We start from the raw sequence: 24938 nt of genomic DNA, 5'->3' as shown, positions 1-24938 counted from the left end.
CGGCATGAGTCTGCACGGCAACCTGCTCGAGCCCGACGACACGCGCCTCCCGGTCGACCCCGCCGCGGCGGACCTGACCGCGGGGAAGGACCCGTCGGAGGTGGCGGCGGGGTCGCCGTCGTCGTCGATCGCCTGGGCGGTGCTCGCCGAGCGCGCCCTCGACGCCGGGGAGTCCGTCGCCGCCTACGCCTACGCCCGCACCGGCTACCACCGCGGCCTGGACCAGCTGCGTCGCAACGGCTGGAAGGGCTTCGGCCCGGTGCCGTGGTCGCACGAGCCGAACCAGGGCTTCCTGCGGTCGTGCGGGGCGCTGCTGCGCGCCGCCACGGCGATCGGGGAGGCCCCCGAGGTCGAGCGCCTGCGCACGCTGATCAACGACTCGGACCCGGAGGCGCTCGCCGCCCTCGGCGTGTCCTGACGCCGGTGGCCGCGTGGGACCGGGTCCGCTCACGCGGCCGGGCCGGTGCCCGGCGCGTCCGCGCGTCGTGGCTGCCGATCCTGCAGTGCTCCATGGCCGCCGGCCTCGCCCTCTGGGTGGCCGGCGACCTGGTCGGTCATACGCGGCCGTTCTTCGCGCCGATCGCGGCGGTGCTCAGCCTGGGCATGTCGCTGAACTCGCGGCTGCGCCGCACCGCCGAGCTCGTCGTCGGGGTGAGCATCGGTGTCCTGATCGGCGACCTGCTGATCGCGCAGATCGGCGGCGGCCTCTGGCAGCTGGTGCTCGTCGTCGCGCTCGCGCTGGTCATCGCGGTGTTCACCGACGGCGGGACCCTGTTCGTCAACCAGGCCGCGGTGTCCGCGGTGCTGGTGACGACGCTGCTCCCGCCCACCGAGACCGGTGGGATCGACCGCTGCATCGACGCCCTGATCGGCGGCCTCGCCGGGATCCTGGTCGCCGCGGTCATCCCCGCGCACCCGGTCCGGATCGTGCGCCGGGTCGCCCGCCGGGTGCTCGACGACCTCGTCACCGTGCTCACCGAGATCGCGACGGCGCTGCGCGAGGGTGACCGGGAGAGCGCGTCGCGGGCGCTGACCCGGGCCCGCGACACCCAGGCCGTCATCGACGAGCTGCGCACCGCCGTCAGCTCCGCGGGCGAGGTCGTGACGGTCTCGCCGATGCACCGGCCGCGCCGGGCCATGCTGCGCCGCTACCGGACGCTCGCCGAGCGGGCCGACTACGCCCACCGCAACGCCCGGGTGCTCGCCCGGCGCGCGATGACCGCGATCGAGGACGGCGAACCGGTCCCGCCCGGTCTGCCGGACGCCATCACCGAGCTCGCCGTCTCCGTCGAGGCGCTGATCGGGGAGCTCGGGCAGGACGGCGACCGCGAGAAGGCCCGCGGCCCGATCCTGGAGGCCGTGCAGCACGCACCGGTCCTCGCCGACCCCGGTGCGGTCGTCGCCCGGCCGGTCGAGGGGCAGCCCGCCACTGCGCCCGCGGTCTCGGCGCCGGTGCTGGTCGCGCAGGTCCGCTCGATCGCCGTCGACCTGCTGCAGGCGACCGGGATGACCCGCAGCGAGGCGCTGCGTGCGTTGCGCGGGCAGCTCATCGATCCTCACCTGGACTGAACGGGCGGAAGGGCTTCCGTCACGGGCCGGTCACGGAGCAGAATCGGGCCTCGTTCGGCGCCGGGACGTCGGTCCCCCCTGCACGGAGTTGTGGACGTCGCTCACTGATCGGGGTTCACGGTGCAGCTGTTCATCCGCTACGTCCTCGCACCACTCGTCCGGCTCGTGTGGCGGCCCCGCGTGCGCGGCGCGGACCGCATCCCCGCCACCGGGCCGGTGATCCTCGCGGCGAACCACCGCGCGGCCGTCGACACGGCGTTCATCCCGCTCGTCGCCCCGCGCAAGGTCGCCTTCCTCGGCAAGGCCGAGTACTTCACCGGCCGTGGCCTGCGCGGACGCCTGATGGCCGCCTTCCTGGGGGCGCTCGGCTACATCCCGGTCGACCGGTCCAACGCCCGTGCCGGCCTCGCCGCGCTCGCCGCGGGACGCAAGGTCCTGGAGTGCGGCGGTGCGTTCGGCATCTACCCGGAGGGCACCCGCTCCCTCGACGGCAAGCTGCACCGCGGGCACACCGGCGTCGCGTCGCTGGCGCTGTCGACGGGGGCGGTCGTCGTGCCCGTCGGCCTGATCGGGACCGAGCGCGTGCAGCCGATCGGACGGCTGTTCCCGCGCCTGGCCCGGGTCGAGATCCGCTTCGGGCGGCCGCTGGAGTTCAGCCGCTACGAGGGCCTGGAGGGCGCTCCGGCGATCCGGCGCGCGGTCACCGACGAGATCATGGACGCCATCGCGGACCTGTCCGGGCAGACCTATGTGGACAGCTACCACCGGCGCCCGGACGACTCGGCCGCCGCGGCCTGATCGGAACGGGCCCGGGGGTGACGGCGGCGGGCTAGCCTGCTGCCGTCCTGTTGCTGTCCCGGGGGAGCGTCGCCGGTGGTCCGACTCGTTGTCGTCCTGCTGCTCGTGTGCGGGGTGGTCGTGGGGTGTGGGGCTGGGGAGCCGCAGGGGCCGTTTCCGGCTCGGCCGGCGGAGATCGACGTGGCGAACGTCGACCCATGCGTCGCGATGACCCCTGAACTGCGCCAGCGTTTCGGCGTCGAGGGCGACGAGCCCTCGGTCGTCACGCTCGCTGATGGTCCCAGTCGTGTGTGCGGGTGGGGCAACAACGACACCGTCGAGAACTACTCCGTGCAGACGATCCAGACGCCTGCTGTAAGAGTCGCGACCGCGCGAGGCGCCACAATCACCATCATCGATGGGTTCGGAGCTGTCCGGATGGTCGAGAGCAAAGATTCGGCGCCGTTGTGCACGTTGTATCTCGACGCAGCCGAGGTTGCCAGCGTGCGGGTTCAGATCCAGGACTTCGGATATGACGAGCTGACGCGCGGATCGCCGGACGAGGTGTGTGGACGGGCTGAGCTGCTCGCGCAGAGCTACCTGACGAAGGCTCGTCTCCAGTGATCGTGTTCGCAGCTGCGAACGCGAGCAGTCAATCTGACGTCGTAGTCCGCCGGTCGACATAGCCTCGTCGAGATGCGGACGCCTGCCCACGAGCCACGAGGTTCGGCCAGCGATTCACTCATGACCCAGGTGGATGTCGGAAACGTCATGGCTGTTTATCGGCGACTTGACGAGCAGGTTCAAGCAATGAGAACGAGGCGACATGGGGCTCTGAATCTCAAGAACGTTCCTCCGTGCGGAGACGACCCAGTATCGATAGATGCGGTTACCGTCTTCCAGCCGAAAATCGACTCCATTACGAAGACACACGATGACTACGTCGCCGAGGTAGCAGAGGCGCGCGACCGGCTCAAGAGGGCTGCGCAGGAGTACGGACTGATCGAGGACGAGAACGCGGCAACCCTGAAGCCCACCACTCCGCCGTACAACGGCCCGTTGCTCGAGCGTTAGGGATCCGAGGATGCCCCTCCCGCGCTGCTGCAACTACGAAGCGTTCGACATCGCGACCAAGGCGGCCTGGATCATCGGCAAGCCCGGCGCCGAGGCCATGCGGCAGACGTCTGACGGCCTCCGCAAGCTCGTCGACGACATGGCGACCACCAAGCAGACCCTCGACCGCGGCATGGCCGACCTCGGCATCGTGTGACGTGGACAGTTGCCACCGGCGTCCGGACGACTCGGCAGCCGCGGCCTGATCGGAACGGGCCCGGGGGTGGCGACGGCGGGCTAGCCTGCTGCCGTTCTGTTCGTATCCGGGGGAGCGTCGCTGGTGGTCCGACTCGTTCTCATTCTGCTGGTCGTGTGCGGGGTGGTCGTGGGGTGTGGGGCTGCGGAGCGGGAGGGGCCGTTTCCGGCGCGGCCGGCGGAGATCGACGTGGCGAACGTCGACCCCTGTCTCGCGATGACCCCTGAACTGCGCCAGCAGTGGGGAGTCGAAGGGGACGAGCCTTCGACTGTCACGCTCGCGGACGGTCCGAGCCGAGTGTGTGGATGGGGGAACTACGAGACCGTCGACAACTACTCGGTGCAGACGATCCAGACGCCGGCGGCGAAGATCGCGACAGCGAGCGGCGCCGTCATCACCGCTGTCGATGGATTCGGTGCCGTGCGGATGGTCGAGCGCAGAAGTAGCTCTGACCTCTGTGAACTCTACTTGGACGTTGCTGACGCCGCGAGTGTCCGTGTCCAGGTCGATGATTTCGGTGGGGCGAGGCAGGCTGGCAGACCTTCGGATGCCGCCTGCGGTCGGGCCGAGACCTTGGCACGAGCGTTCCTGTCGAGCGCTCGCGAGAACTGACAGATTCGCAGACGTGAACAAGCATGCCCGATCCGAGATCGGTCACGGTTCTTCCTGTCTAGTCTGCGCCGCATGTCGACGTCGGCGCACACGCCTCGGGGATCCGTCAGCGACGCCCTCATGCTGCAGGTCAATGTCGATAACATCATGGTCGTCTATCAGCAGATGGACGACCACCTTCGGCAGATGCAGGCGGGTCGTCGAGTCAGGGGCAACCTTCGGAATGTCCCCGCATGCGCCGACGATCCAGTGTCTCTCGACGCAGTCGTCGTCTTCCAGCCGAAGATCAATAGCCTGGTCGACGTGCACGAGCGTTATGTGGACGAGGTGCGAGACGCGCGTGACCGATTGAAACAAGCGGCGCAGGAGTACGGGCTCATCGAGGACGAGAACGCGGCAACCCTGAAACCCACCACTCCGCCGTACAACGGCCCGCTGCTCGAGCGTTAGGGATCCGAGGATGCCCCTCCCTCGCTGCTACAACTACGAAGCGTTCGACATCGCGACCAAGGCTGCCTGGATCATCGGCAAACCCGGCGCCGAGGCCATGCGGCAGACGTCTGACGGCCTCCGCAAGCTCGTCGACGACATGGCGACCACCAAGCAGACCCTCGACCGCGGCATGGCCGATCTCGGCATCTCGTGGCAGGGCCCCGCCGCCCGGGCCGCCCAGGAGTCCCTCGACCGCACCGCGACCGGCGTCGACGGCACCGCGACCGTCGCCCGGAACGGCGCCGACCGCATGCTCGACCACGGCAGCGCGTTCGAGCGCATGCGCAACCAGGTCCGGTTCATGGACCCGGCCGAGTTCTCCTGGATCCAGCGCGCGGGCGACAACATCAGCGAGGCCTGGCAGTCCCTCCGGGGCAGGGGCGCCGACCACGTCACCATCGCCGAGCACAACCAGATCAACGACGAGGTCGCGAACCGCGCGCTCCAGAAGTACGAGTCCGAGACCTCCGCGATCGACGACCGCTTCACCACCGAGGCGGCCGCCGCGCCCCCGCCCGCGACATCTCCGGGCGCGACGCCGGGTCCCGGCGGTTCGCCGGGACCGCAGCCCGGCATCTCCGTCGCTCCGGGTGGCGGCGGAGTCTCCGGCCCGACACCGGGACCGGCCGGAGTCGGGCTCCCCCCGGTCGGGTCGGCCTCGCAGCCGGGGTCGGCGCCGGCCGGCCCGTCGGGCGGCGGCGGTGCAGGCGGCGGCCCCGGTGGTGGTGTGGGTGGTGGCGCCGGAGGCGGTGGCGGGCCCTCGCCTGTCGTCCCCCTGCCGAGCGGACCGGCGTCCTCGTCGGGCGCCGGTGGAGGCGGTACCGGGGCGCCGGGCTCCCGCGTACCGCCCGCTCCGGACCGCACGCGGACCCCGACCCGGAGCCCGGCCCCGACGTCGGACGCCGCCCGTACCCGCGAGGACCTCGCGCGCCGCTTCGGCGACCAGGTACGTCGGCAGCAGCTCGTCCGCCCCCTCACGGAGACCCGCCCCGGCAGCGGGACCGGGTCGTTCGGAGTCGGAGCCGGATCAGGAGCAGGCCGCGGCGGCGTCGGCTCCCCGTTCGGCGAGTCCCGCGGCACTACGCGGCTGCCGGGCGCGGGGACCGAACCGCACGGACCCGGCGGCCGCGGCGGGGCCGGGACGGCGTGGGGCACCGAGCCCCGCACACCCGGGCCGCGGAGCGGCGGCGCGGCCGAGCCGTGGACCGGCGCCAAGGGGGCGGAGGCTCGCGGCGGGGCCGGCTACGGCCCGATGGCCGGCGGCGTCCCGGGCGGTCGCGGCGAGGGCCGGGACCACCGCAACCGCTACGTCGTCCCCACCGACGAGGTGTTCGACGTCGGGATCACCGCGACCGACGCCGTGCTCGCCCCCGAGGACCCCGGCCGCTGATCAGCCCGGCAGCACCGGCCGCCACGGCTCGGTGTGCCGGTACCAGGCCCACCGCTTGATCTCCCGCGGGTGCGCGACGCCGTCGCGGAGGGGCGTCGCACCCGTTGTCCCGATCTGGATCGCCCGCCCGGTCGTGCCGGTCACCCCGCGGCCCGGCCGCACGTGCACGCCCTCGGGCCCCGCGTCGACGACGAGCATCTTCACGCGGCCGTGCAGCACGCGCGTCGCGTCGCAGTAGGCCTCGCCGTAGAGGTCGGGGATCTCCCCGCGGCCGGCGAGGACGCCGCCGTTGTCGTCGCGCACCAGCGGCATCTCGCGTGCGGTGCCGGACCGGGCGAGGGCGACGGCGTCGTCGAACCGGGTCGGGAGGCCCCAGTTCGCGGCGGCCCGCGACCGCCGGGACACCGGCAGGTAGGCGACCTCGGTCGCGAGCGCGTCCCGGCGGAGCAGCCGGAGGAGCACCGCGGCGAGGTCGGCGTCGTCACCGTGGACGATCAGCCGCGGCACCGGGAGCAGGGCGTCGACCTCCGCCTTCCCGGGGCGCGGACCCACGGTGACCGAACGCACCGCGGGATCGGACACCAGCGACGACGGTGGGCGTTCACGTCGCGCGCCGGGCCGGATACCGTGGAAGGGAAGCCGGTGACGCCGCTGCGGCAGGCAGTCGAGGAGAACCGCTTCGGGATCGGTCGGAACCACTGATCGAGTACCCTCCTCGCCGCGGAAACCGGAAATCACGCCCGGTCCCGCGACCGTGACGAGCGTGTGTGAACTGGAGTCTCTTACATGCCCGCAATCGTGTTGATCGGCGCCCAGTGGGGCGACGAGGGCAAGGGCAAGGCGACCGACCTGCTGGGCGGGCAGTTCGGCTGGGTCGTGCGCTACCAGGGCGGCAACAACGCCGGGCACACCGTCGTCACGCCGGACGGCCGCGACTTCGCGCTGAAGCTCATCCCGTCCGGGATCCTGTCCCCGGGCGTGAAGAACGTGATCGGCAACGGGGTCGTCGTGAACCCCGAGGCGCTGATCGAGGAGAAGGCGGGCCTGGAGCGGCGCGGCGTCGACACCTCCGGCCTGCTGATCTCGGCCGACTCGCACCTGATCATGCCGTACCACGTGGCGATCGACCGCGTCACCGAGCGCTACCTGGGCAAGGCCAAGATCGGCACCACCGGTCGCGGCATCGGCCCGGCCTACCAGGACAAGGTCGCCCGGGTCGGCGTCCGCGCCGCGGACCTGCTCGACGAGAAGATCCTGCACCAGAAGGTCGAGGCCGCCCTCGAGCTGAAGAACCAGGTCCTGGTCAAGGTCTACAACCGGCGCGCGCTGGACTTCAACGAGGTCGTCGACACCGTCCTGGAGCAGTCGAAGGAGTTCGCCGACAAGATCGTCGACACCCGGCTGCTGCTGAACCAGGCCCTGGAGCGCGGCGAGACGCTGCTGCTGGAGGGCTCGCAGGGCACCCTGCTCGACGTCGACCACGGCACCTACCCCTTCGTGACCAGCTCGAACCCGACCGCGGGCGGCGCGTCGGTCGGTTCCGGCATCGGCCCGAACAAGATCACCCGCGTGATCGGGATCCTGAAGGCCTACACGACCCGCGTCGGGTCCGGCCCGTTCCCGACCGAGCTCCTCGACGAGATGGGCGAGTGGCTGCGCAAGACCGGCGGTGAGGTCGGCGTCAACACCGGCCGGAACCGTCGCTGCGGCTGGTTCGACGCCGTCATCGGCCGGTACGCGGTCCGCGTCAACGGCATCACCGACGTCTTCCTGACCAAGCTGGACGTGCTGTCCGGGCTGGAGTCGGTGCCGATCTGCGTGGGCTACGAGGTCGACGGCCACCGCGTCGACGAGATGCCGATGACCCAGACCGGCTTCCACCACGCCGTCCCGGTCTACGAGGAGATGCCCGGCTGGGTCGAGGACCTCTCCGGCGCCCGCACCTGGGAGGACCTGCCCCCCGCCGCGCAGGCCTACGTGCAGCGGATCGAGGAGCTCACCGGCGCGCCGGTGTCCGCGATCGGCGTCGGCCCCGGGCGGGACCAGACGATCACCCGCTGACCGGCTGCGCCGGCGGCGTCACGACGACCGCCGGCGCTCGTCGCGGACCGGTGTCACCAGGATCGCGGCCAGCGGTGCCGCGGCGGCGATCGCGAACGCCGCCGCGTAGCCGGTCGCGCCGACCAGGGCGCCGAGCGCGGCCGGCACCACCGACGCGACGGCGTTCTGGCCGGTGTTCTGCACCCCCAGCGCCCGCCCGGACCACGCCGGCCCGGCGATCTCGGCGGTGCTGGTGAACGCCAGCCCGTTCGGGGCGACCGTCACCACCGCCCCGACGGCGAGCATGGTCACCGCGAGCCACCCGGCGACGGCGTCGCCGAGCGCGAACAGCAGCAGCACCGCGGCCGCGGCGGCCGCGACCTGGCGCATCGGGCGCAGCCGGGACCCGACCCGGTCCGACCAGACCCCGGTCGCGATCCGGCCGACCGCCCCGGCGATCTGCCCACCGGCGACGAACGCGCCCGCCGCCGCCACGTGCCACCCCTGCTCGCGGACCAGGTACTCGGTCGCGAACGACGCCACCGCGAACTGTGAGACCACCAGCAGCGCGCTCGCGCCGTGCACCCGCCACAGCACCGACGTCCCGTAGGGGGAGCGCTCCGGCACGGCCCCCGCGGGCCGCGGGGCCCGGGGCGGGTCCGGCGCCAGCGTCGCGACCAGCACCGACGCGACGACGCACAGCACCGCGGGCAGCAGCAGCGCCCGGAACGGCCCGACGGCCGCGGCCAGGGTCGGCAGCGTCAGCCCGGCCACGGCGACGCCCAGCGGCTGGGACGTCTGCCGGATCCCCATCGCGGTGCCGCGCTCGTGCGCGGCGAACCAGCCCATCACCATCCGGCCGCTGGCGGCGAACACCGACGCCGCGCCCGCGCCGCCCAGGCCGAGCAGCACCAGCAGCAGCGGTCCGGGCCCGATCGGCAGCAGCGCCGCACCCGCGACGGCCGCCGCGCACAATGCGAGCCCGACCGTCATCACCCCGCGTTCGCCGGACCGGTCGGCGGCGGCGCCCCACAGCACCAGGGTGCACAGCAGGCCGACCGTCGGGGCGCCGACGTAGGCGCCGACCTGGGCCAGTGACAGCCCCTCCGTGTCCCGCAGCAGCGGCACCACGAACGGCAGTCCGTAGACGAACGAGCAGGCCGCGGTCTGGGCGAACACCCCGACGGCCAGCACCAGCCAGCGACGGCGGGTACGGGTCACGTCGACGGAGGTCATGTACCCACGCTAAGCATCCGTCCCACGATCCGGCCATTCGTTCCCGGATCGTGGGACAGGGTGCGGTGGGTCAGGAGGCGCAGTTCCCGGTGTCGGCGGGGGACGACGCGCCGCTCGCGGCCACGTTCAGCGCCTGGCCGACCTGCTCGGCCGTCAGCACGAAACCGGTCTCGGTGTCGTCCAGCGCGGCGCCGAACACGACGCCGACCACCCGTCCGTCGGGGGCGATCATCGGGCCGCCGGAGTTGCCGGAGCGCACCACTGCGCGGACGGTGTAGACGTCGCGCAGCACGCTGCCCTGCTCGTAGATGTCCGGGCCGCGCAGCCGGATCCGTTCGCGGATCTTGCCCGGGGTGACCGTGTACGGGCCGTCCAGCGGGTAGCCCAGGATGATCACGTCGTCGCCGACGCGGGCCGGGTCCGGGCTGAACTGCAGCGGCTGCTCCTCGAGGTCGGGCACGTCGAGCACGGCCACGTCGACCTCGGGGTCGTAGTAGACGACCTGGGCGTCGAGCTGGCGGGCCCGTCCGCTGGACGTCGTCACCTCGACCGTGGTGCTCGACGTCCCGGCGACGACGTGGGCGTTGGTCATCACCCGCTGCGGGGCGACGACGAACCCGGTCCCCTCCAGGGCGCGACGGCAGGACGGGGCGCGCCCGCGGACCTTCAGGACCCGGTCGCGGACCTCGGTGACCACCGGGGACTGCGCGAGCGCGGAGTCCGGCGGGCCGACCGCGGCGACCGGCGTCCGCGAGAACGGGCTGACGACGTCGGGGAAGCCGGAGTCGTCGAGGAGCTGGCGCAGCTCGGCGGGGAGCTTGCGCGCCGCGTCCGGCATCACGTCGTCCACACCGGCGAGCACCCGCGAGTCGCGCAGGCCGCTGGTCAGGGTGGAGAAGCTCGTCGAGGACAGCGGCAGCGCGATCAGCCAGGCCGCCACCACCACCGCGATCGCCTGCACGCCGGCGCCCAGCGTCGAGTCGACCTTGAGGGTGCCCTCGCCGCGGATCCGGTCGCGGATGAACCGTCCGAGGTAGACGCCCGTCGCCTCACCGAGCGCGACGAGCAGCACCACCACGCCGATCCCGAGCAGCACCTTCCCCTGCTGGGACTCCACCTGCCCGGCCAGCAACGGGGCGAGCCGCAGCCCGAGCACCGCGCCGGTCAGCACGCCGGCGAACGACAGCAGCGCCACCGCGACCCCGTGCCGCCAGCCGGACGCCGCGGCCAGCAGGGCGAGGATCACGACGACGACGTCGACCCAGCTGATGCTCACCGGTCCACCACGCCGTGGTCGTCCACCCGGACTCCTTCCGGTTCGTGCCGCCGGGCGCGGGCCCAGGCGTCGTCGAGATCGAGGACCCGGCCGGCGTCCCAGGGACGCTCCCAGCCGGACCGTTGCAGCAGCGCGGACAGCAGGCCCGCGGTGAAACCCCAGACCATCAGGCCCGCGGCGTCGAAGGCGGGGCCGGTGTGGCCACTGGGGCCGCGCACGGTGAACCGGTTCGCCGGGTCGGTCAGGACCGCCACCGGGACCCGGACGACCCGGGCGACCTCGGCGGTGTCGACCACCCGCACCGGCGACGGCGACGCCCAGTGCGCCAGCACCGGGCTCACCAGGAACCCGGTGGGCGGGATGAACAGGTCCGGCAGGAGGGTCAGCGGTACGACGCCGGACGGGTCCAGCCCGGTCTCCTCCCGGGCCTCCCGCAGCGCGGCGTGCACCGGGCCGGTGTCGGTCGGGTCGAGCCGTCCACCGGGGAAGGCGACCTGCCCGGCGTGCGAGCGCAGCGTCGCCGCGCGCTCGGTGAGCAGCACGTCCGGCCCGCCGGACTCCCCGTCGGTGAACAGCATCAGCACCGAGGCCCGGCGGGGCTCGCCGCTGTCGGGCTGCAGGCGTCGCCAGCCGAACCAGGCCGGGTCCAGGCCCAGCGCCCCGTCGACGAGCGGGCGCAGCGACGCCGGTGCCGCCGCGGGGTCGGGGTCGGGCACCCGCGGCACGCCCGCCTGCGCGGTCACCGGAACCGCTCCACGGCGGCCGCGACGTCGTCGGCGGTGCGGAACGGGACGGGCGGGTCCACCATCGCGACCCCGCCGTCGGCGCGGGTCACGTAGCTGACCGGGAGCAGCGGCGGGGTGTCCAGCGCGCGGCGCACGGCCCGCTGCGGGTCGGTCACGGCCGGCAGGGTGACCCCCAGCTGCGCGGACAGGGTCAGCGCGGACACCGGGTCGTCCTGCACGTCGACGGTGAGCACCGGCAGTGCGCCGGGGCGCTGCGCGTAGGCCTGCAGCGCGGGCAGCTCGTCGCGGCACGGCACGCACCACGACGCCCAGAAGTTGACCAGCGTCGGCCGCCCGGTCAGGGCCGCGCCCAGGTCGGTACGGCCGTCGGCGCCCAGGCACGGCACGGTGATCCCGGCGAGCGGACCGGCCGGGGTGCTTCCGGACGGGGCGGGGCAGGGTGCCAGCCGGGCCGAGGCCCGCGCGGCGGCCAGCGCCTGCGGGTCCGCGGCGGCGAGGTCGGTCTCGGGCCGGTCCGCCGGGGCGGCGCTCGCCGCGGGACCGGCGCCGCCGCTCCCGCCGGAGGTGGGGCCCGAGGGCCACAGCGCCCAGACCGCGATCGCGACCAGGACGACGACGACCACGGTCGAGACGATCTCGGAGCGGGAGGCGCCTGTCCGGGTCACCGGCCGTCCCCGGGCGGCCCCGCGATCCCCGCGAGTGCGAGCAGGTGGTCCCGCTCCGGGCCCTTGACCAGCGCCGCGGCCTCGCCCGGGTCGGTCGGGCCGAGCCCGAAGGCGGGGCAGTCCGCCGCGAGCGTGCAGGCGCCGCAGGCCGGCTTGCGGGAGTGGCAGACCCGGCGCCCGTGGAAGATCACGTGGTGGGACACGATCGTCCAGTCCCGCCGCGGGACGAGCTCGCCGATCGCGTGCTCGACCTTGACCGGGTCCTCCTCGGTCGTCCAGCCCCAGCGGCGCACCAGGCGTCCGAAGTGGGTGTCGACGGTGATCCCGGGGACGCCGAACGCGTTGCCGAGGATGACGTTCGCGGTCTTGCGTCCGATGCCGGGCAGCTTCACCAGCTCGTCCAGCGTCGACGGCAGCTCCCCGCCGTGCCGCTCGACGACGGCGGCGCCCAGCCCGGTCAGCGACGTCGCCTTGTTCCGGTAGAAGCCGGTGGAGCGGATGAGCTCCTCGAGCTCGGTCCGGTCGGCGCCCGCGTAGTCCGCGGCGGTGGGGTACCGGGCGAACAGGGCGGGGGTGACCTGGTTGACCCGCTCGTCGGTGCACTGCGCGGACAGGATCGTCGCGACGGCGAGGTCCAGCGGGGTGGTGAAGTCCAGCTCGCAGTGCGCGTGCGGATAGGCCTCCGCCAGCGACCGGAGGATGCGGTTGACCCGGCGCGCTCGCCCGATCGGGCTCTCCCCGGCCGCGACGCGTGCGGCCAGACCGGCGGCGGCGCGGGGGGTGGGCCGCGACGCCCGCGACGGCCGTCCGGCGGAGGTGCTCACGTGACCGAGCGTACGGGTGGGCACCGACAGTCGTGTCACGGTGTCGCGCCGTGCACCGCTCGTCGCCGGGCGCGGTCCGGTCCACGCCGGGGGGTGTTCGACCGGCCGGCGCGGCGACGCGTCCGACGAGCGGTGCGCGCGCCCGGCCGGGTGTGCGCCGAACGGGCTACGAGGTCACGGTCGCGTCACGAAGACGCCGACGCGGCCACCCCCGACCGGCCGGGCTGCGAACCCGTACGGGAGGATCGGAGTTGCCATGACTGCCTGGTTGAGCGTTCTCGTCCCGCTGCTCGTGATGTTCTTCGCGCTCGGTATGGAGCGCGTGGAGTCCCGCATGCGGGAGTCCACCGTGCGCCAGGACGAGCTGGACGAGATGCTCGAACAGCCGCGTCCGGACGAGGTCCGTGCCCTGTTCCGGTCCGGCACGGGCCGCGCGCTGGAGCTGTTCCGGCTGCGCAACCGGCGCCGTCGGGGGGCTCGTCGGAGCCAGGTCCCGTCGGCCTGACAAGATCGCGTACGGGTGCGTGACAGCGCCCCGCGACGAATCGGACCCGATCGGATGTCAATCCGATCGGGCCAGTGGTGCGCACGTGTGTGGCGAAGACCTCTACACTGACGCGCCGACGACCCGCCGTGACGACACGGCCGGTGAACGAGGAGCATTGCAGTGGACGAGGTTCTGATCCGGGCAGGGATCTTCCAAGGTGTGGAGCCCCAGGCCGCCGAGGCGCTGGCCGAAGCTCTGGAGACTGCCGAGTTCTCCCGCGGGCAGGTCATCTTCTCCGAAGGTGAGCCCGGTGACCGCCTGTACATCGTGTCGGGCGGGAAGGTGAAGCTCGGCCGGAAGTCCCCCGACGGCCGGGAGAACCTCCTGATGGTGGCCGGCCCGTCGGACATGTTCGGCGAGCTGTCGATCTTCGACCCGGGCCCGCGCACGTCGTCGGCGACCGCGGTCACCGAGGTGCGCTGCTACACCATGGACCGCAGCGCGCTGCGGGAGTGGATCGGCAAGCGTCCGGAGATCGCCGAGCAGCTGCTGCGCGTGCTGGCCCGTCGCCTGCGCCGCACCAACAACATGCTCGCCGACCTGATCTTCACCGACGTGCCGGGCCGTGTGGCGAAGTCGCTGCTGCAGCTCGCGCGCCAGTTCGGCTCCCAGGAGTCGGGTCTGCTGCGGGTCACCCACGACCTCACGCAGGAGGAGATCGCCCAGCTCGTCGGCGCCTCCCGCGAGACCGTGAACAAGGCGCTCGCCGACTTCGCGCACCGTGGCTGGCTGCGACTGGAGGGCAAGAGCGTGCTGATCCTGGAGCCGGAGCGTCTTGCGCGACGCGCGCGCTGAATTCTCTGGTACGGGCGTCCCAGATCATGTGATGCTGGGGCGTGCCCGCCGCTCTCTCCGACTATCGCGCCGCCCTGGGCACCCCCGGGGCGGCCGCGCCGGTCTGTGCCTCCGTCCTCGGTCGGTTCCCGATCGCGATGCACAGTCTCGCCACGCTGCTCTACGTCCGTGAGGTCCACGGCTCCTACGCCGTCGCCGGAGCGGTCTCCGCGGCGCTGCTGGTCGGGACCGCGGTCGGCACGGTCGTGCAGGGGCGGGTGCTGGACCGGCTGGGCCCGACCCGGCCGATGCTGGTGCTCGTCGCGGTCTACCTGCTGTGCGTCACCGGGCTGGTGCTGAGCATCGAGTCCCGGGCGGCGCTGCCGCTCACCGTCGCGGTCGCGGTCGTCACCGGGCTCGCGACGCCGGCGTTCGAGGGGTCGTCGCGGGCGCTGTGGTCGGACCTGACCCCGCCCGGGCCGCGCCGCGAGGCCGCCTACACCTACGAGGCGATCAGCCTCGAGATCTTCTTCATCATGGGTCCCGCGCTGGCCGCGGTGCTGGTGGTGGCGACGCCGTGGCCGGGCACCGCGCTCGTCGTCGCGGCGACCGCGGAGATCGTCGGCACCACCTGGTTCGCGCTCACCGCCGCCGTCCGACGCCGCTCGGCCCGCATCCGTGCCGAGCGCGCCGACGGGTCGCTGCCGGTCGAGGCCGGGCTGCTCGGGGTGTTCCGGCGCCCCGGGCTGCGGACGGTGGCGCTGGCGTCGCTCGGGTTCGGGCTGGTGGCGGGGACCGCCGAGGTCGGCGTGATCGCCGCGACCGCGTTCGCCGGGTCGCCCGCCGCCGGCGGGGTCCTGCTCTCGCTCTGGTCGGTGGTCTCGGTGCTGACCGGGGTGCTCTACGGGATGCGGCCCTGGCCGCGGCCGCTGCACCTGCGGCTGCCGGTCCTGCTGGCCGGCTTCGCCGTCCTGGTGACGGCGATGGGGCTCGTCTCCCCGCTCGGCTCGCTGGTGCTGCTGGCCGTGGTGATGATGGCCGCCGGCGCGCTGATCACCCCGCAGGTCACCGCGCACTCCCTCGGCGTCGAGCAGACCGCTCCGGCCGGGTCGGCGACCGAGGCGTTCAACTGGATGGTGATGGCCGCGGTGCTTGGTGTCTCGGTCGGGCAGGCCCTGTCCGGCGTCATGATCGACCTCGTCGGGCCGGGCGGGTACGCGGCGGGCGGCGCCCTGGGGCTGCTGGTCGCGGGGCTGCTGTGGCTGCGCCGCGGCTCGGTCGCCGACACCGAGCCCCGCGTCGTCGCGGCCGGGAGCCCGGCGTGAGCAGCGCGGGGGAGCTGCGGCGGCTGCGCGACGTCGTCGCCGGCGACATGGCCGGTGCGGACGTCGCGCACGACCTCGGGCACCTCGACCGGGTCGCCGGGCTGTCGGCCCGGCTCGCGGTGCGGGAGGGCCTGGACGGGTTCGTCGCCGCCGTCGCCGCGTACGTGCACGACCACCACCGGGCCGCCGAGACCCGGCTCGGCCGCGTCGTCGCCCCCGCGGAGGTCCGCGACGACGCCCGGGACGCGCTGCGCCGCGGCGGGGTCGCCGAGCGGCTGTGGGACCCGGTGCTCGACGCCGTCGAGGCCACCGGCCGGTACTCGTTCTCCGAGGTGGCGTCGGCGCCCACGGCGGACCGGATTGCGGCCTGCCTGCACGACGCCGACATGCTCGACGCGATGGGCGCCACCGGCATCGCCCGCGCGTTCGCCTACGGCGGGGCGATCGGTGAGCCCCTGTGGGACCCGGCCGCGGGCGTCGCGACCGGCGGCTACCGGTCCGGGCCGACCGGTTCGGTCGTCGCCCACTTCCACGAGAAGCTGCTGCGGCTGCGCGGCGAGCTGCGCACCGCCGCCGGCCGCGAGATGGGCGAGCGGCGGCACGCGGCCCTGGAGGAGTTCCTGCGCCGGTTCCGCGAGGAGTGGGTCGACGCCCACGGCGACGACGACGGCGCCCCGCCCGGGGTCTAGATCGGGTCGAGGATCCGCTTCAGGAACTGCCGGGTGCGGGGCTGTTCCGGCTCGACCAGCACCTGCGACGGCGGACCGGATTCGGCCACCACCCCGCCGTCGACGAAGAGGACCTGGTCGGCGACCTGCTGGGCGAAGCGGATCTCGTGGGTGACGATGACCATCGTCCGGCCCGCCGTCGCCAGGTCCTTGATGACCCGCAGGACGTCGCCGACGAGCTCGGGGTCCAGCGCCGAGGTGGGCTCGTCGAACAGCATCAGCTGCGGGTCGAGGGCCAGCGCGCGGGCGATCCCGACGCGCTGCTGCTGGCCGCCGGAGAGCTGGTACGGGTACTGGTCGGCCTTCTCGGCCAGCCCCACCTGGTCCAGCAGCCGCCGCGCGTCGGCGGTCGCGTCGGCCCGGGGGCGCCGCTGCACGATCACCGGGCCCTCGATGACGTTCTCCAGGACGGTGCGGTGCGGGAACAGGTTGTGCGACTGGAACACCATCGCGGTCCGGGACCGGAACCGGGCCAGGGTGGACCGGTCGACGGGGGCGCCGAAGTCGACCGACAGGTCGCCGATGGTGATCACCCCGGCGTCGGCCCGGTCCAGCGCGTTCAGGGCGCGCAGCACCGTCGTCTTGCCCGAACCGGACGGCCCGATCACCGCGGTGACGGTCCCGGCCGGGACGTCGAACCCGATGTCGCGCAGGACCTCCAGCGTCCCGAAGGACTTCTGCAGGCCCCGGACGGTCAGCAGGTCGCTCATCGCGCCACGTACCTCTCCAGCCGCGTCTCCACCCGTACCTGCACGGACGAGAGGATCAGGCAGACGATCCAGTAGTACACCGCGGCCACGCCGTAGAGGGCGAAGAAGTCGAACGTCGGCGCCGCGGCCAGCTGGGCGACCCGCAGCAGCTCGGTGACCAGGATGGTCGAGGCCAGCGAGGTGTCCTTGACCAGCGAGATCAGCGTGTTCGACAGCGGTGGGACGGCGGTGCGCGCGGCCTGGGGGAGGATCACGCGGCGCAGCGTCGTCGGGTAGCCCATGCCGATGGTCTGCGCGGCCTCCCACTGCCCCTTCGGGATCGACAGGATCGCCGCCCGGATGATCTCGGCCGCGTAGCCACCGACGTTGAGGCTGAACGCGATCACCGCGGACGGGAACGGGTCGATGACCAGCCCGAACTGCGGCAGCGCGTAGAACACGATGAACAGCTGCACCAGCAGCGGCGTGCCGCGCACGACCGAGATGTAGGCGCGGGCCAGCCAGGACAGCGGCCTGATCGAGGAGATCCGGGCCAGCGCCAGCAGCAGGGCCAGGACCAGCCCGATGACGAAGCTGATCGCCGTCAGCGGGATGGTCATCGTGACCGTCGCCTTCAGCATCGGCCACAGGTTGCGGCCGATCAGCTCCCAGGTGGCGGGATCCATCTACTTCCCGCTGACGTCGCTGCCGAAGTACTTCTCGGACAGCTGCTTCAGCGTGCCGTCGGCCCGCAGCTCGGCCAGCGCCCGGTCCACGTCGGGCATCAGGCCGCTGTCCTTGCGGGCGGCGAAGGCCTGCTCGCTGGTGTCCCCGGTGGTGCCGGCGACCTTGACGCCCTTGTCCCCGGTCGACTTCTCGTACTCGCCGACGGCGAGGGTGTCGTTGACGGTCGCGTCGATCCGGCCGTCCTTGAGCAGCTGGACGGCCTGCACGAAGCCCTCGACGGCCTCGACGTTCGCGCCGGCGCCGCGGGCGACCTCGGCCCAGTTGCTGGTCGCGGACTGGGCGGTGGTGCGGCCCCGCAGGTCGGCCAGGCTCCGGATCGCGGTGTCGTCGGCGCGGGTGACGATCACGCCCTCGGACACGGTGTAGGGCGTGGAGAGGTCGTACTTGGCCTTGCGCTCGTCGTTGACGGTGACCTGGTTGGCGACCAGGTCGATCCGCTTCGACTCGAGCGCGGCGAAGATCGAGTCCCACGGGGTCTGGACGAACTCGACCTGCTTGCCCAGCTTGGCGCCGACGGCGCGGGCGACCTCGACGTCGTAGCCGGTCAGCTGGCCGTCGGGGCCCTGGAAGCTGAACGGGCTGTAGGTCCCCTCGGTCCCGACCCGCAGGGTGTCGGAGCTACCGCTGCTGCAGCCGACGAGGGTGGTGAGGGCCAGCAGCGCGGCGGCCAGGGCCAGGATCGTGCGACGCACGGGGTCTCCTTCGGGAGGAACGGGGCGGACGGATGGCGATGCCCCCTCGAGATGCGGGGACCCTAGGCCGGTCGGTCGTGTCGGTTCAACGCCCCGCGCGGGCCCGTTCATCCACGCAGGTGATCCAGCTGTGCGCGCACGGACAGCTCGGCGGCGTCCCAGAGCGAGGTGTCGACGTCGGCGTAGACGACCTCGACGACGTCGCGTGCGGAGGCGTCGGGCCCCAGCCGCTCCAGCGCGGCCCGCACCTGCTCCAGCCGCTGCTCGCGGTGGGCGAGGTAGTGCCGCGCGGTCTCGGCGGCGTCCGGGAGCTCCGGACCGTGCCCGGGGAGGACCGGGGTGCCCGCGGGCAGCTCCGCGATCCGGCGCAGCGAGTCCAGGTAGGGCCCGAGGGTGCCGTCGGGGTGGGCGATGACGGTGGTGCCGCGGCCGAGCACGGTGTCGCCGGAGAGCAGCGCGACGCCGTCGGAGCCGGGGCCGCGCAGCAGCAGCGACACCGAGTCCGAGGTGTGGCCGGGGGTGGTCAGCACCTCCAGCTCGACCCCGCCACCGGCGACGACGGCGCCGTCGACCAGCGGGGTGGTCCCCGACGCCAGCGACGGGTCCGCGGCGAACACGGGCGCCCCGGTCAGCTCGACGAACCGGCCGATCCCGCCGGCGTGGTCGTGGTGGCGGTGGGTCAGGACGACCGCGGCCACCGGCGGGCCGTCGGCCAGCGCCTCCAGGTGCGTGCCGTCGTCCTCACCCGGGTCGACGACGATCCGGTCGTGTGCGTCCGACGCCGCGAGCACCCAGGTGTTGGTGCCCTCCAGGGTCATCGGGCCGGGGTTGTCCTGCAGCAGCACCGATGCCAGCGGGTGCGCGGCGCGCAGGGTGCCGTAGAGCGGGTGGCTCACCGGGTCGTCTCCTCGTAGATCCAGTCGGGGTCGCCGGGCAGCGTGATCGTGACGATCCGTCCCTCGCGCCGCACCTCGGGGGTGATCGGCTCGATGTCGCGCGCCGCGGCGGCGGCCAGCACCTCGCCCGCGCTGTCGTGCCGGTGCAGCTCCTGCAGGGTCCGCAGGGTGGGCGGCATCAGCTTGAGGTCGCCGTCGTCGTAGCCGGACAGGGCCTCGGCCGGGCTCCACCAGCGCGCCTCGACGGCCTCGGTGGTGGCGTCGTCGGCGACCTGGCCGTCCGGCACGCGGGCGACGAGGAACGCGGTGTCGTAGCGCTTCGGGTTGCGCGGCGGGGTGATCCAGCGGGCCCACGGGACCAGCAGGTCCGCGCGCAGCTCCAGGTCGTGCGCCGCGAGCAGCTCCGGCAGCGTGGTCCGGTGGGCGACGAGGTCGTCCCGCCAGGCCGCGGCGGTGTCCAGCGGGCCGGGCTCGGTGCCGGCGGGGGCGGCGAGCAGCACGCCGCACTCCTCGAACGTCTCGCGGACGGCGGCGGTCACCAGCGCGGCGGCCAGGTCCGCGGGCTGGGCCAGCCGGGCGCCGAACCGCGCCGGCTCCGGGCCGCGCCAGCGGGCGGGGTCCGGCTCGTCACCGGCGGAGACCCCGCCGCCGGGGAACACGGTCATGCCGCCGGCGAACGCCATCCCGGCCACCCGCCGCTGCAGGAAGACCTGTAGGTCACCGGTGCCCGGCTCGTCGCGGACCAGCAGGACGGTCGCGGCGGCCCTCGGCTCGACCGGCTGCGCCGCCGGATCATCGCTCATGGCCGCCGACCCTAGGTCATGATCGGGGCCGGTCGGCGGTGAGAATGCCCGCATGCGTATCGGACTGCTCGGCGCCGGACCGTGGGCGCACCAGGTGCACGCCCCCGCCATCGCGGCGCATCCCCGCTGGTCGGCGGCCGGGGTGTGGGCGCGACGGCCGGAGGCGGCCGCCGGGATCGCCGCGGTCTCCGGTGGTCCGGTGCACGCCTCGGTCGAGGACCTGCTCGACGCGTGCGACGCCGTCGCGTTCGCCGTGCCGCCCGCCGTGCAGGCCGAGCTGCTGGAGCGGGTGGTGGCCGCCGGGAAGCACGTCGTGCTGGAGAAGCCGCTGGCCGCGGACCTGCCCGCCGCGGAACGGGCCGCCGCCGCGGTCGCGGCCTCGGGCGTCCGGTCGGCGACGATGCTGACCCTGCGGTTCGACCCGGCGATCCGGGCCTGGCTCGACGCGGTCCCGGCCGGCGCCGGCGGTCCCGGGACGACCGCGACCGCGCGCTGGCTGTCCGGGGCGCTGCTCGGCGGGCCGTTCGCGGCGTCGTCGTGGCGGGCCGAGCACGGGGCGCTGCTCGACGTCGGCCCGCACGTCGTGGACCTGCTCGACGCGGCGCTGGGCCCGGTCGTCGACGTCGACCACGCCCACCGCGACGAGCCCGACCTGTGGCGGATCGGCCTCGTCCACGACGGCGGCGCCCGCAGCTCGGTGGTGCTGTCGCTGCGCGTCCCGGTGGACCCGACGGAGTTCGAGGTGGCGCTGGTCGGCGGGCTCGGGGAGGACGGCCGCGGCCGGTACGTGCTCGACCGTCGCCCGGCCGACGCGGTCGCCTGCTTCGGCGCGCTGCTCGACGACCTTGCCGACGCGATCGGCTCCGGCGCCGACCTGCCGGTGGACGCCGCACGGGCGCTGCACCTGCAGCGGGTGATCGACCGCATCGTGCGCGCGGTCGGCTGATCCCCCGCACCGGCCTCCGGGCCCGGCCGGGCTCAGCCGCGGTCGGTGCGGGCGGTGCCGTTGCGCGGGGTCGGCTCGCCGCCGTTCTCGCGGGCCGCGAGCTCCTCGTGCAGGCGCTGCAGCAGGTCCTGTTCGGTGGGGGTGAGCCGGTCGGCCAGGCCCCCGGCGGGGCGGGGTCGCGGCCGCGGCCTCGGCGCGGGGTCGTCCGCGGGCCCCGTCGTGGGGTCCTGTGCCGGCCCCGGTGCGGGGTGTTCCGTCGACGGTGCGGGGTGCTCCGTTGCGGGTGCGACGACGTCGGCCGGTTCCGTGGGGTCCTCCTCGGTGCCGTCCCACTCGGTGCTGTCCCGCTCCGTGCTGTCCCGCTCGGTGGCGTCCCACTCGTCCGGCTCGTCGTCGGTGAGCAGGAGGTGCCGGGGGCGGCGCTCCCCGTCGGCCGGGGCCGGGGGTGCCGGGGCACGGAGGATCGGGATGCCCGGGGACGGGGTAGGGGCCTCGTCGACGGGGTCGGCCCCGTCGGCCGGGGGCGGGAAGCCGGTCGTCCCGGTTCCGGCCGGTCCGGTGGCCGCGGGGCGGTGGAGTCCGGCCCGGGCGTGCGGAGCCGGTCCGGCGTGGGCCGGGGCGTCCTCCGGGGCCGGTGCGGCTCCGTCGGCCTCGGTCCCGGCGGGGGACGTGCCGGCGTGGGTCCGGTCGGACCCGGGCCCCGGGTGTGCCGGCCCGGAGGTGGGGCGGGCCGGGTCGTCGCCGGTGGTCACGTGGTGGGCGGGATGCGCGGGGCCGTCGCGGCGGTCGTCGACGGTCACGGTGGCGGTCGCGGAGGGGACGACGTGCGGCGTGCCCGGGGCGGTCTCCTCGACGTCGCTCCGGTCGGTCCGCGCCGCGGTCTCCGGCGGCGGGATCTCTCCGGCCCAGGCACCGGAGGCCCAGTCCGCGAGCCAGGACGCCTCGCCGGGTCCCGGTGCCGCGGGCGGTCCGACGGGCGGACGCCCGACGACCGGACCGGGCCCGCCGCCCGCGGGCGCACGGACCTCCCCGGCCCGCCTGCGGAGCGGCACGCCGAGGTCGCGCGGGGCCGCCCGTGGGCCGGTCGGGGCCGGGTCCGCGGGGACGACCGGCGGAACGGACGCGGCCGGGGACACCGCGGCCGCGGGCGGTGACGAGGCGGCGGGGTGTGCAGGGATCCCGGGAGGTGCGGGGGCGACCGGTGGTGGGGGCGGTCCGTCGGAGGGGGCCGACGGCCGCCCGGACGGCGGCGCGGCGGGCCCGACCGGACGCCCCGCCACCGGCCCGCGGCCCGCGGGAGTGGGGTGCGCGCCGTTCGCGTCCGGGTGGTGGCCGTTGCCGGCGGCTCCGGGGTCGGCGACGAACCGGTGCCGGGGGACCTCGCCGACCCCGCTCGGCGGGGTCGGGTCCGGGCTGTGGCCCTCCGGGGGAGAGTCGAACCAGTCGCCCGCGGAGGCCTCCCGCAGCGCCCGGATCGGCGGCGACGGCCGCGGTGCCGGATGCGCCGTGTCCTCCCCCTCGGCGGGTGTCGCGACGCGTCGGGCCGCGGGGCCGCGTGACCCGGCCGGGCCGGGACCGGCTCCGTCGGACGTGCCGGTCCCCGGGACCGGAGCGGCCCCGTCGGACGTGTCGGTGCCCGGACCGGACGTGGCCGGGTCGGAGGCGGCCGTCCCCGGACCGCGAGTGGTCGGGTCGGAGGTGCCGGCCCCCGGGGCGGGAGTGGTCCGGTCGGGGGTGCCGGTGCCCGGACCAGGAGTCGCCCGGTCGGGGGTGCCGGTCTCCGGGGTGGGAGTGGCCGGATCGGCAGTGCCGGTCCTCGGGCCGGGAGCGGCCTCGTCGGAGATGCCGGTCTCCGGGGCCGATCCGGTCGGCTCGGATGCGCTCGCCGGGGAGCCGGTCCCGGTGGTGTCCACGCCCGGGACGTGGCCGGTCCCGCTGGAGGAGGCCTCCGCGGCCGGATCCGGACCCTCCCCGGAGGGGGACGTCTCCTGATCCGGGGCCGGACGTACCTCGCTGTGGGACCGGTCGGCGTCGGAGGCCGTACGTCGTCCGACACGGACCCCGTCCGGTCCCGGGATCGGGTCCGCCCCGGTGTGCGGCGGGCCCGCTTCCGGAGCCGGGTCCGGCCCGGTGCCGGACGTGGCTGCGTCCGGAGTCCGGTCCGGCCGGGCGTCGGGTCCGGCCGCCCCCGGCGACGGGGCTGCCGCGGCGGACCCCTCCGTCCTCGGCTCCGGGTCGGCCCGGCCGGGCCGGTCCTCCGGTTCCGGGGTCTCCGTGGCGGGTCTCCCGGTGAACGGCGCGGGGCGGTCGACGCGGACCGGTGCGGGTGGTGGGTCCGAGGCGGGGATGTCCGTGTCGACCGAGGAGCCGTTGGAGAAGTCGCCGGGGGAGCTGTCGGTGCGGTGCCCGGCCGGTGCGTCCTCGACGGCGTCGGGTCCGGCGGCGGCCGGGATCCCGTCCCGGTCGGGCCGCGGGGCCGGGGGGATCGCCGAGGACGGGAGCCCGACCCGGTCGGAGGGCCGGTCGTCGGGAACCCGGTGGGACGGCGGGCCGGACGTGTCGACGTCCGTAAACCTGTCCCCGGGTTCCACGAGGGGTGACCGGGACGTGTCGGGGGTGGGCCGTGGTGCGTCGCCGGGGAGGGACGCCGACACGTCCTCCCGGGCCGGAGCGGCGGCGGCGTCGGAGACCGGTGCGGCGGGGAGCGGACGCGCGACCTGCCGGGCGGCGCGGTGGTAGCCGGGGTCCGGGCCGTCGTCGCCGACCTCGACCGACACGACCAGTCCGGCCCGGGCCAGCGCCGACTGGGCCTGGTAGGTCAGGACCTCGGGTGCGCCGTGCGGCCCGGTGCGGGCCAGCAGCACCGGCTGCGGCAGCGGGCCGGGGGCGGCGCCGGCGGGCGTCGTGCGCCAGGCCAGCGTCCAGCCCGACTCCGGGACCGGGACGCCGGCGAGCGCGGCCGCGACCGCCTCCGCGGCACCGGGCGGGCCGTCGCCGTCGAACCGGTGCGGACCGGCGGCGACGACCGCGGCGGGCGGCAGGCAGGCGTCGGCGTCGGGCTGCACCCGGCGGGCCGCGGCCTCGGCGACCAGCTCGGAGCGCACCGCGTGCGGCAGCACCGCCCGTCCCGCGACGAGCTCGGCGACCAGCAGCTCCAGCGCGTGCCCCTCCTCGCCGACGGCGACGAGCTCGCGTCCGGTGGCGAGCAGGTCGTCGTCCACCCGGCCGGCCAGTTCCCGCAGCAGGCCGTACGTGGGGTCGGACATGGGGGCCTCCTTCGCGGTCCCGCGTCAGCCGGTGGGGACCGGCTCGCGGCTCCACAACGACGCCGCCGCGGTGCACGCGGCCTCGTGGTACTCGGTCGGGGCGTCGCCGGTGAGGGCCTCGACGCGCGGGACGCGGTCACCGTGGACGCGCAGCAGACGCGCGACCGCGGCGGCGAGCAGGTGCGGCCGCTGCGCGTCACGCACGAGCAGCACGCGGGCGCCGTCCTCCCGTACGGCCAGCAGCAGCGCGGACGCCTCGTCGCGCACGACCGACAGCGCCGACCACGCGGCCAGGTCCGGCTCGCCCGCCGTGAACGCGGGCGGGGCGGGCGGGGTGCCGGGCAGCACCGCCTCGACCAGGCGCCGCGACGGCGCGTCCGGCCCGACGACCTCGGCGAGCAGCGCGCGCTCGTGCCCGGTCAGCCCGATCCGGTGCCGCAGCAGCGTGCGCGGCAGGACCGCGCCCAGCGCCGCGGTGTCCCCGGCGGCCAGCCAGTCGCGCAGCCGCCAGAGCAGCTCGTCGGGGAACCGGCCGGCGAGCCGCAGCAGCAGCTCGTGACCGGCCGGGACCCCGGCGAGCCGATCCATG

The 24938-nt window shown here is 74.8% G+C and carries 28 protein-coding genes; 15 read left to right on the top strand and 13 right to left on the bottom strand.

Annotated features, from left to right (window positions below; genetic code table 11):
• Positions 1 to 4 precede the first annotated feature (4 nt).
• The 9 genes from KPL57_RS31810 to KPL57_RS31770 all read left to right on the top strand — a co-directional run bounded on the left by KPL57_RS31810 (position 5) and on the right by KPL57_RS31770 (position 6149).
• Positions 5 to 418, top strand: a complete 414-nt coding sequence (locus tag KPL57_RS31810; RefSeq protein WP_073576038.1) for a DUF3151 domain-containing protein — start codon at positions 5 to 7, stop codon at positions 416 to 418.
• Positions 419 to 423: 5 nt separating this feature from the next.
• Positions 424 to 1569, top strand: a complete 1146-nt coding sequence (locus KPL57_RS31805; RefSeq protein WP_226354338.1) for an aromatic acid exporter family protein — start codon at positions 424 to 426, stop codon at positions 1567 to 1569.
• Between the two features lie 120 nt (positions 1570 to 1689).
• Positions 1690 to 2367 (top strand): 1-acyl-sn-glycerol-3-phosphate acyltransferase, encoded by a 678-nt coding sequence (locus tag KPL57_RS31800; protein ID WP_226354337.1) that lies wholly within the window; start codon positions 1690 to 1692, stop codon positions 2365 to 2367.
• 75 nt (positions 2368 to 2442) lie between these two features.
• Positions 2443 to 2970 carry a DUF3558 family protein gene (locus tag KPL57_RS31795; RefSeq protein ID WP_308253058.1) on the top strand — a complete coding sequence of 176 codons (528 nt, stop codon included), beginning with the start codon at positions 2443 to 2445 and terminating at the stop codon, positions 2968 to 2970.
• A 120-nt stretch (positions 2971 to 3090) separates the two neighbouring features.
• Positions 3091 to 3420, top strand: a complete 330-nt coding sequence (locus tag KPL57_RS31790; protein ID WP_226354336.1) for a hypothetical protein — start codon at positions 3091 to 3093, stop codon at positions 3418 to 3420.
• Between the two features lie 10 nt (positions 3421 to 3430).
• On the top strand, positions 3431 to 3616 hold the full coding sequence (locus KPL57_RS31785; RefSeq protein WP_226354335.1) for a hypothetical protein: 186 nt from the start codon (positions 3431 to 3433) through the stop codon (positions 3614 to 3616).
• 123 nt (positions 3617 to 3739) lie between these two features.
• The gene (locus KPL57_RS31780; RefSeq protein WP_226354334.1) at positions 3740 to 4267 is read left to right on the top strand and encodes a DUF3558 family protein; all 528 of its coding nucleotides are present in this window, start codon (positions 3740 to 3742) and stop codon (positions 4265 to 4267) included.
• Between the two features lie 72 nt (positions 4268 to 4339).
• On the top strand, positions 4340 to 4717 hold the full coding sequence (locus KPL57_RS31775) for a hypothetical protein (RefSeq protein ID WP_226354333.1): 378 nt from the start codon (positions 4340 to 4342) through the stop codon (positions 4715 to 4717).
• 10 nt (positions 4718 to 4727) lie between these two features.
• The gene (locus KPL57_RS31770) at positions 4728 to 6149 is read left to right on the top strand and encodes a WXG100 family type VII secretion target (RefSeq protein ID WP_226354332.1); all 1422 of its coding nucleotides are present in this window, start codon (positions 4728 to 4730) and stop codon (positions 6147 to 6149) included.
• On the opposite strand, the gene KPL57_RS31765 is transcribed toward KPL57_RS31770, so the two are convergent.
• On the bottom strand, positions 6150 to 6731 hold the full coding sequence (locus tag KPL57_RS31765; protein WP_226354331.1) for a hypothetical protein: 582 nt from the start codon (positions 6729 to 6731) through the stop codon (positions 6150 to 6152). It lies immediately after the preceding gene.
• Positions 6732 to 6935: 204 nt separating this feature from the next.
• Here KPL57_RS31765 and KPL57_RS31760 point away from each other — a divergent pair, with 204 nt between their 5' ends.
• Positions 6936 to 8210, top strand: coding sequence for an adenylosuccinate synthase (locus KPL57_RS31760; RefSeq protein WP_226354330.1), 1275 nt, complete (start codon positions 6936 to 6938; stop codon positions 8208 to 8210).
• Positions 8211 to 8228: 18 nt separating this feature from the next.
• On the opposite strand, the gene KPL57_RS31755 is transcribed toward KPL57_RS31760, so the two are convergent.
• The 5 genes from KPL57_RS31755 to nth all read right to left on the bottom strand — a co-directional run bounded on the left by KPL57_RS31755 (position 8229) and on the right by nth (position 12840).
• Positions 8229 to 9425 (bottom strand): MFS transporter, encoded by a 1197-nt coding sequence (locus KPL57_RS31755; RefSeq protein ID WP_226354329.1) that lies wholly within the window; start codon positions 9423 to 9425, stop codon positions 8229 to 8231.
• Positions 9426 to 9495: 70 nt separating this feature from the next.
• Positions 9496 to 10695 carry a MarP family serine protease gene (locus tag KPL57_RS31750; protein ID WP_226356606.1) on the bottom strand — a complete coding sequence of 400 codons (1200 nt, stop codon included), beginning with the start codon at positions 10693 to 10695 and terminating at the stop codon, positions 9496 to 9498.
• A 2-nt stretch (positions 10696 to 10697) separates the two neighbouring features.
• The gene (locus KPL57_RS31745) at positions 10698 to 11444 is read right to left on the bottom strand and encodes a CoA pyrophosphatase (protein ID WP_374203815.1); all 747 of its coding nucleotides are present in this window, start codon (positions 11442 to 11444) and stop codon (positions 10698 to 10700) included.
• Entirely contained in the window at positions 11441 to 12112 is a 672-nt protein-coding gene (locus tag KPL57_RS31740) for a TlpA disulfide reductase family protein (protein ID WP_226354328.1), read from the bottom strand. The genes KPL57_RS31745 and KPL57_RS31740 overlap by 4 nt, the downstream gene beginning before the upstream one ends.
• Complete coding sequence (nth, locus tag KPL57_RS31735; protein WP_374203858.1) at positions 12109 to 12840, bottom strand: endonuclease III; 732 nt, start codon at positions 12838 to 12840, stop codon at positions 12109 to 12111. The genes KPL57_RS31740 and nth overlap by 4 nt, the downstream gene beginning before the upstream one ends.
• A gap of 352 nt (positions 12841 to 13192) precedes the next feature.
• On the opposite strand from nth, the gene KPL57_RS31730 reads away from it, so the two are divergent.
• The 4 genes from KPL57_RS31730 (at position 13193) to KPL57_RS31715 (ending at position 16271) form a co-directional block, all read left to right on the top strand.
• Positions 13193 to 13441, top strand: coding sequence for a hypothetical protein (locus tag KPL57_RS31730; protein WP_043282623.1), 249 nt, complete (start codon positions 13193 to 13195; stop codon positions 13439 to 13441).
• A gap of 162 nt (positions 13442 to 13603) precedes the next feature.
• Positions 13604 to 14278, top strand: a complete 675-nt coding sequence (locus tag KPL57_RS31725; protein ID WP_020628211.1) for a Crp/Fnr family transcriptional regulator — start codon at positions 13604 to 13606, stop codon at positions 14276 to 14278.
• 41 nt (positions 14279 to 14319) lie between these two features.
• Complete coding sequence (locus tag KPL57_RS31720) at positions 14320 to 15582, top strand: MFS transporter (protein ID WP_226354326.1); 1263 nt, start codon at positions 14320 to 14322, stop codon at positions 15580 to 15582.
• A complete protein-coding gene (locus KPL57_RS31715) occupies positions 15579 to 16271 on the top strand; it encodes an HD domain-containing protein (RefSeq protein WP_226354325.1) in 693 nt (230 codons plus the stop codon). The genes KPL57_RS31720 and KPL57_RS31715 overlap by 4 nt, the downstream gene beginning before the upstream one ends.
• Here the strand turns inward: KPL57_RS31715 and KPL57_RS31710 are convergent.
• The 5 genes from KPL57_RS31710 to KPL57_RS31690 all read right to left on the bottom strand — a co-directional run bounded on the left by KPL57_RS31710 (position 16268) and on the right by KPL57_RS31690 (position 20137).
• Positions 16268 to 17020 carry an amino acid ABC transporter ATP-binding protein gene (locus KPL57_RS31710; RefSeq protein ID WP_308253057.1) on the bottom strand — a complete coding sequence of 251 codons (753 nt, stop codon included), beginning with the start codon at positions 17018 to 17020 and terminating at the stop codon, positions 16268 to 16270. The genes KPL57_RS31715 and KPL57_RS31710 overlap by 4 nt on opposite strands.
• Positions 17017 to 17685 carry an amino acid ABC transporter permease gene (locus KPL57_RS31705; RefSeq protein WP_226354324.1) on the bottom strand — a complete coding sequence of 223 codons (669 nt, stop codon included), beginning with the start codon at positions 17683 to 17685 and terminating at the stop codon, positions 17017 to 17019. Before KPL57_RS31705 ends, KPL57_RS31710 begins: the two co-directional genes overlap by 4 nt.
• Entirely contained in the window at positions 17686 to 18438 is a 753-nt protein-coding gene (locus tag KPL57_RS31700) for an amino acid ABC transporter substrate-binding protein (RefSeq protein WP_226354323.1), read from the bottom strand.
• 107 nt (positions 18439 to 18545) lie between these two features.
• Complete coding sequence (locus KPL57_RS31695; protein ID WP_226354322.1) at positions 18546 to 19334, bottom strand: MBL fold metallo-hydrolase; 789 nt, start codon at positions 19332 to 19334, stop codon at positions 18546 to 18548.
• A complete protein-coding gene (locus tag KPL57_RS31690; protein WP_226354321.1) occupies positions 19331 to 20137 on the bottom strand; it encodes an NUDIX hydrolase in 807 nt (268 codons plus the stop codon). Before KPL57_RS31690 ends, KPL57_RS31695 begins: the two co-directional genes overlap by 4 nt.
• Before the next feature lie 52 nt (positions 20138 to 20189).
• Here KPL57_RS31690 and KPL57_RS31685 point away from each other — a divergent pair, with 52 nt between their 5' ends.
• Complete coding sequence (locus tag KPL57_RS31685; RefSeq protein WP_226354320.1) at positions 20190 to 21083, top strand: Gfo/Idh/MocA family protein; 894 nt, start codon at positions 20190 to 20192, stop codon at positions 21081 to 21083.
• 32 nt (positions 21084 to 21115) lie between these two features.
• Here KPL57_RS31685 and KPL57_RS67565 read toward each other — a convergent pair whose 3' ends face one another.
• Positions 21116 to 24349, bottom strand: coding sequence for a hypothetical protein (locus KPL57_RS67565; RefSeq protein ID WP_264198694.1), 3234 nt, complete (start codon positions 24347 to 24349; stop codon positions 21116 to 21118).
• Positions 24350 to 24373: 24 nt separating this feature from the next.
• The gene (locus KPL57_RS31675; RefSeq protein WP_226354319.1) at positions 24374 to 24937 is read right to left on the bottom strand and encodes a hypothetical protein; all 564 of its coding nucleotides are present in this window, start codon (positions 24935 to 24937) and stop codon (positions 24374 to 24376) included.
• Position 24938: the final 1 nt, after the last annotated feature.

This window comes from Pseudonocardia sp. ICBG601, assembly GCF_020496245.1.
This window is presented reverse-complemented; position numbering and strand designations above follow the sequence as displayed.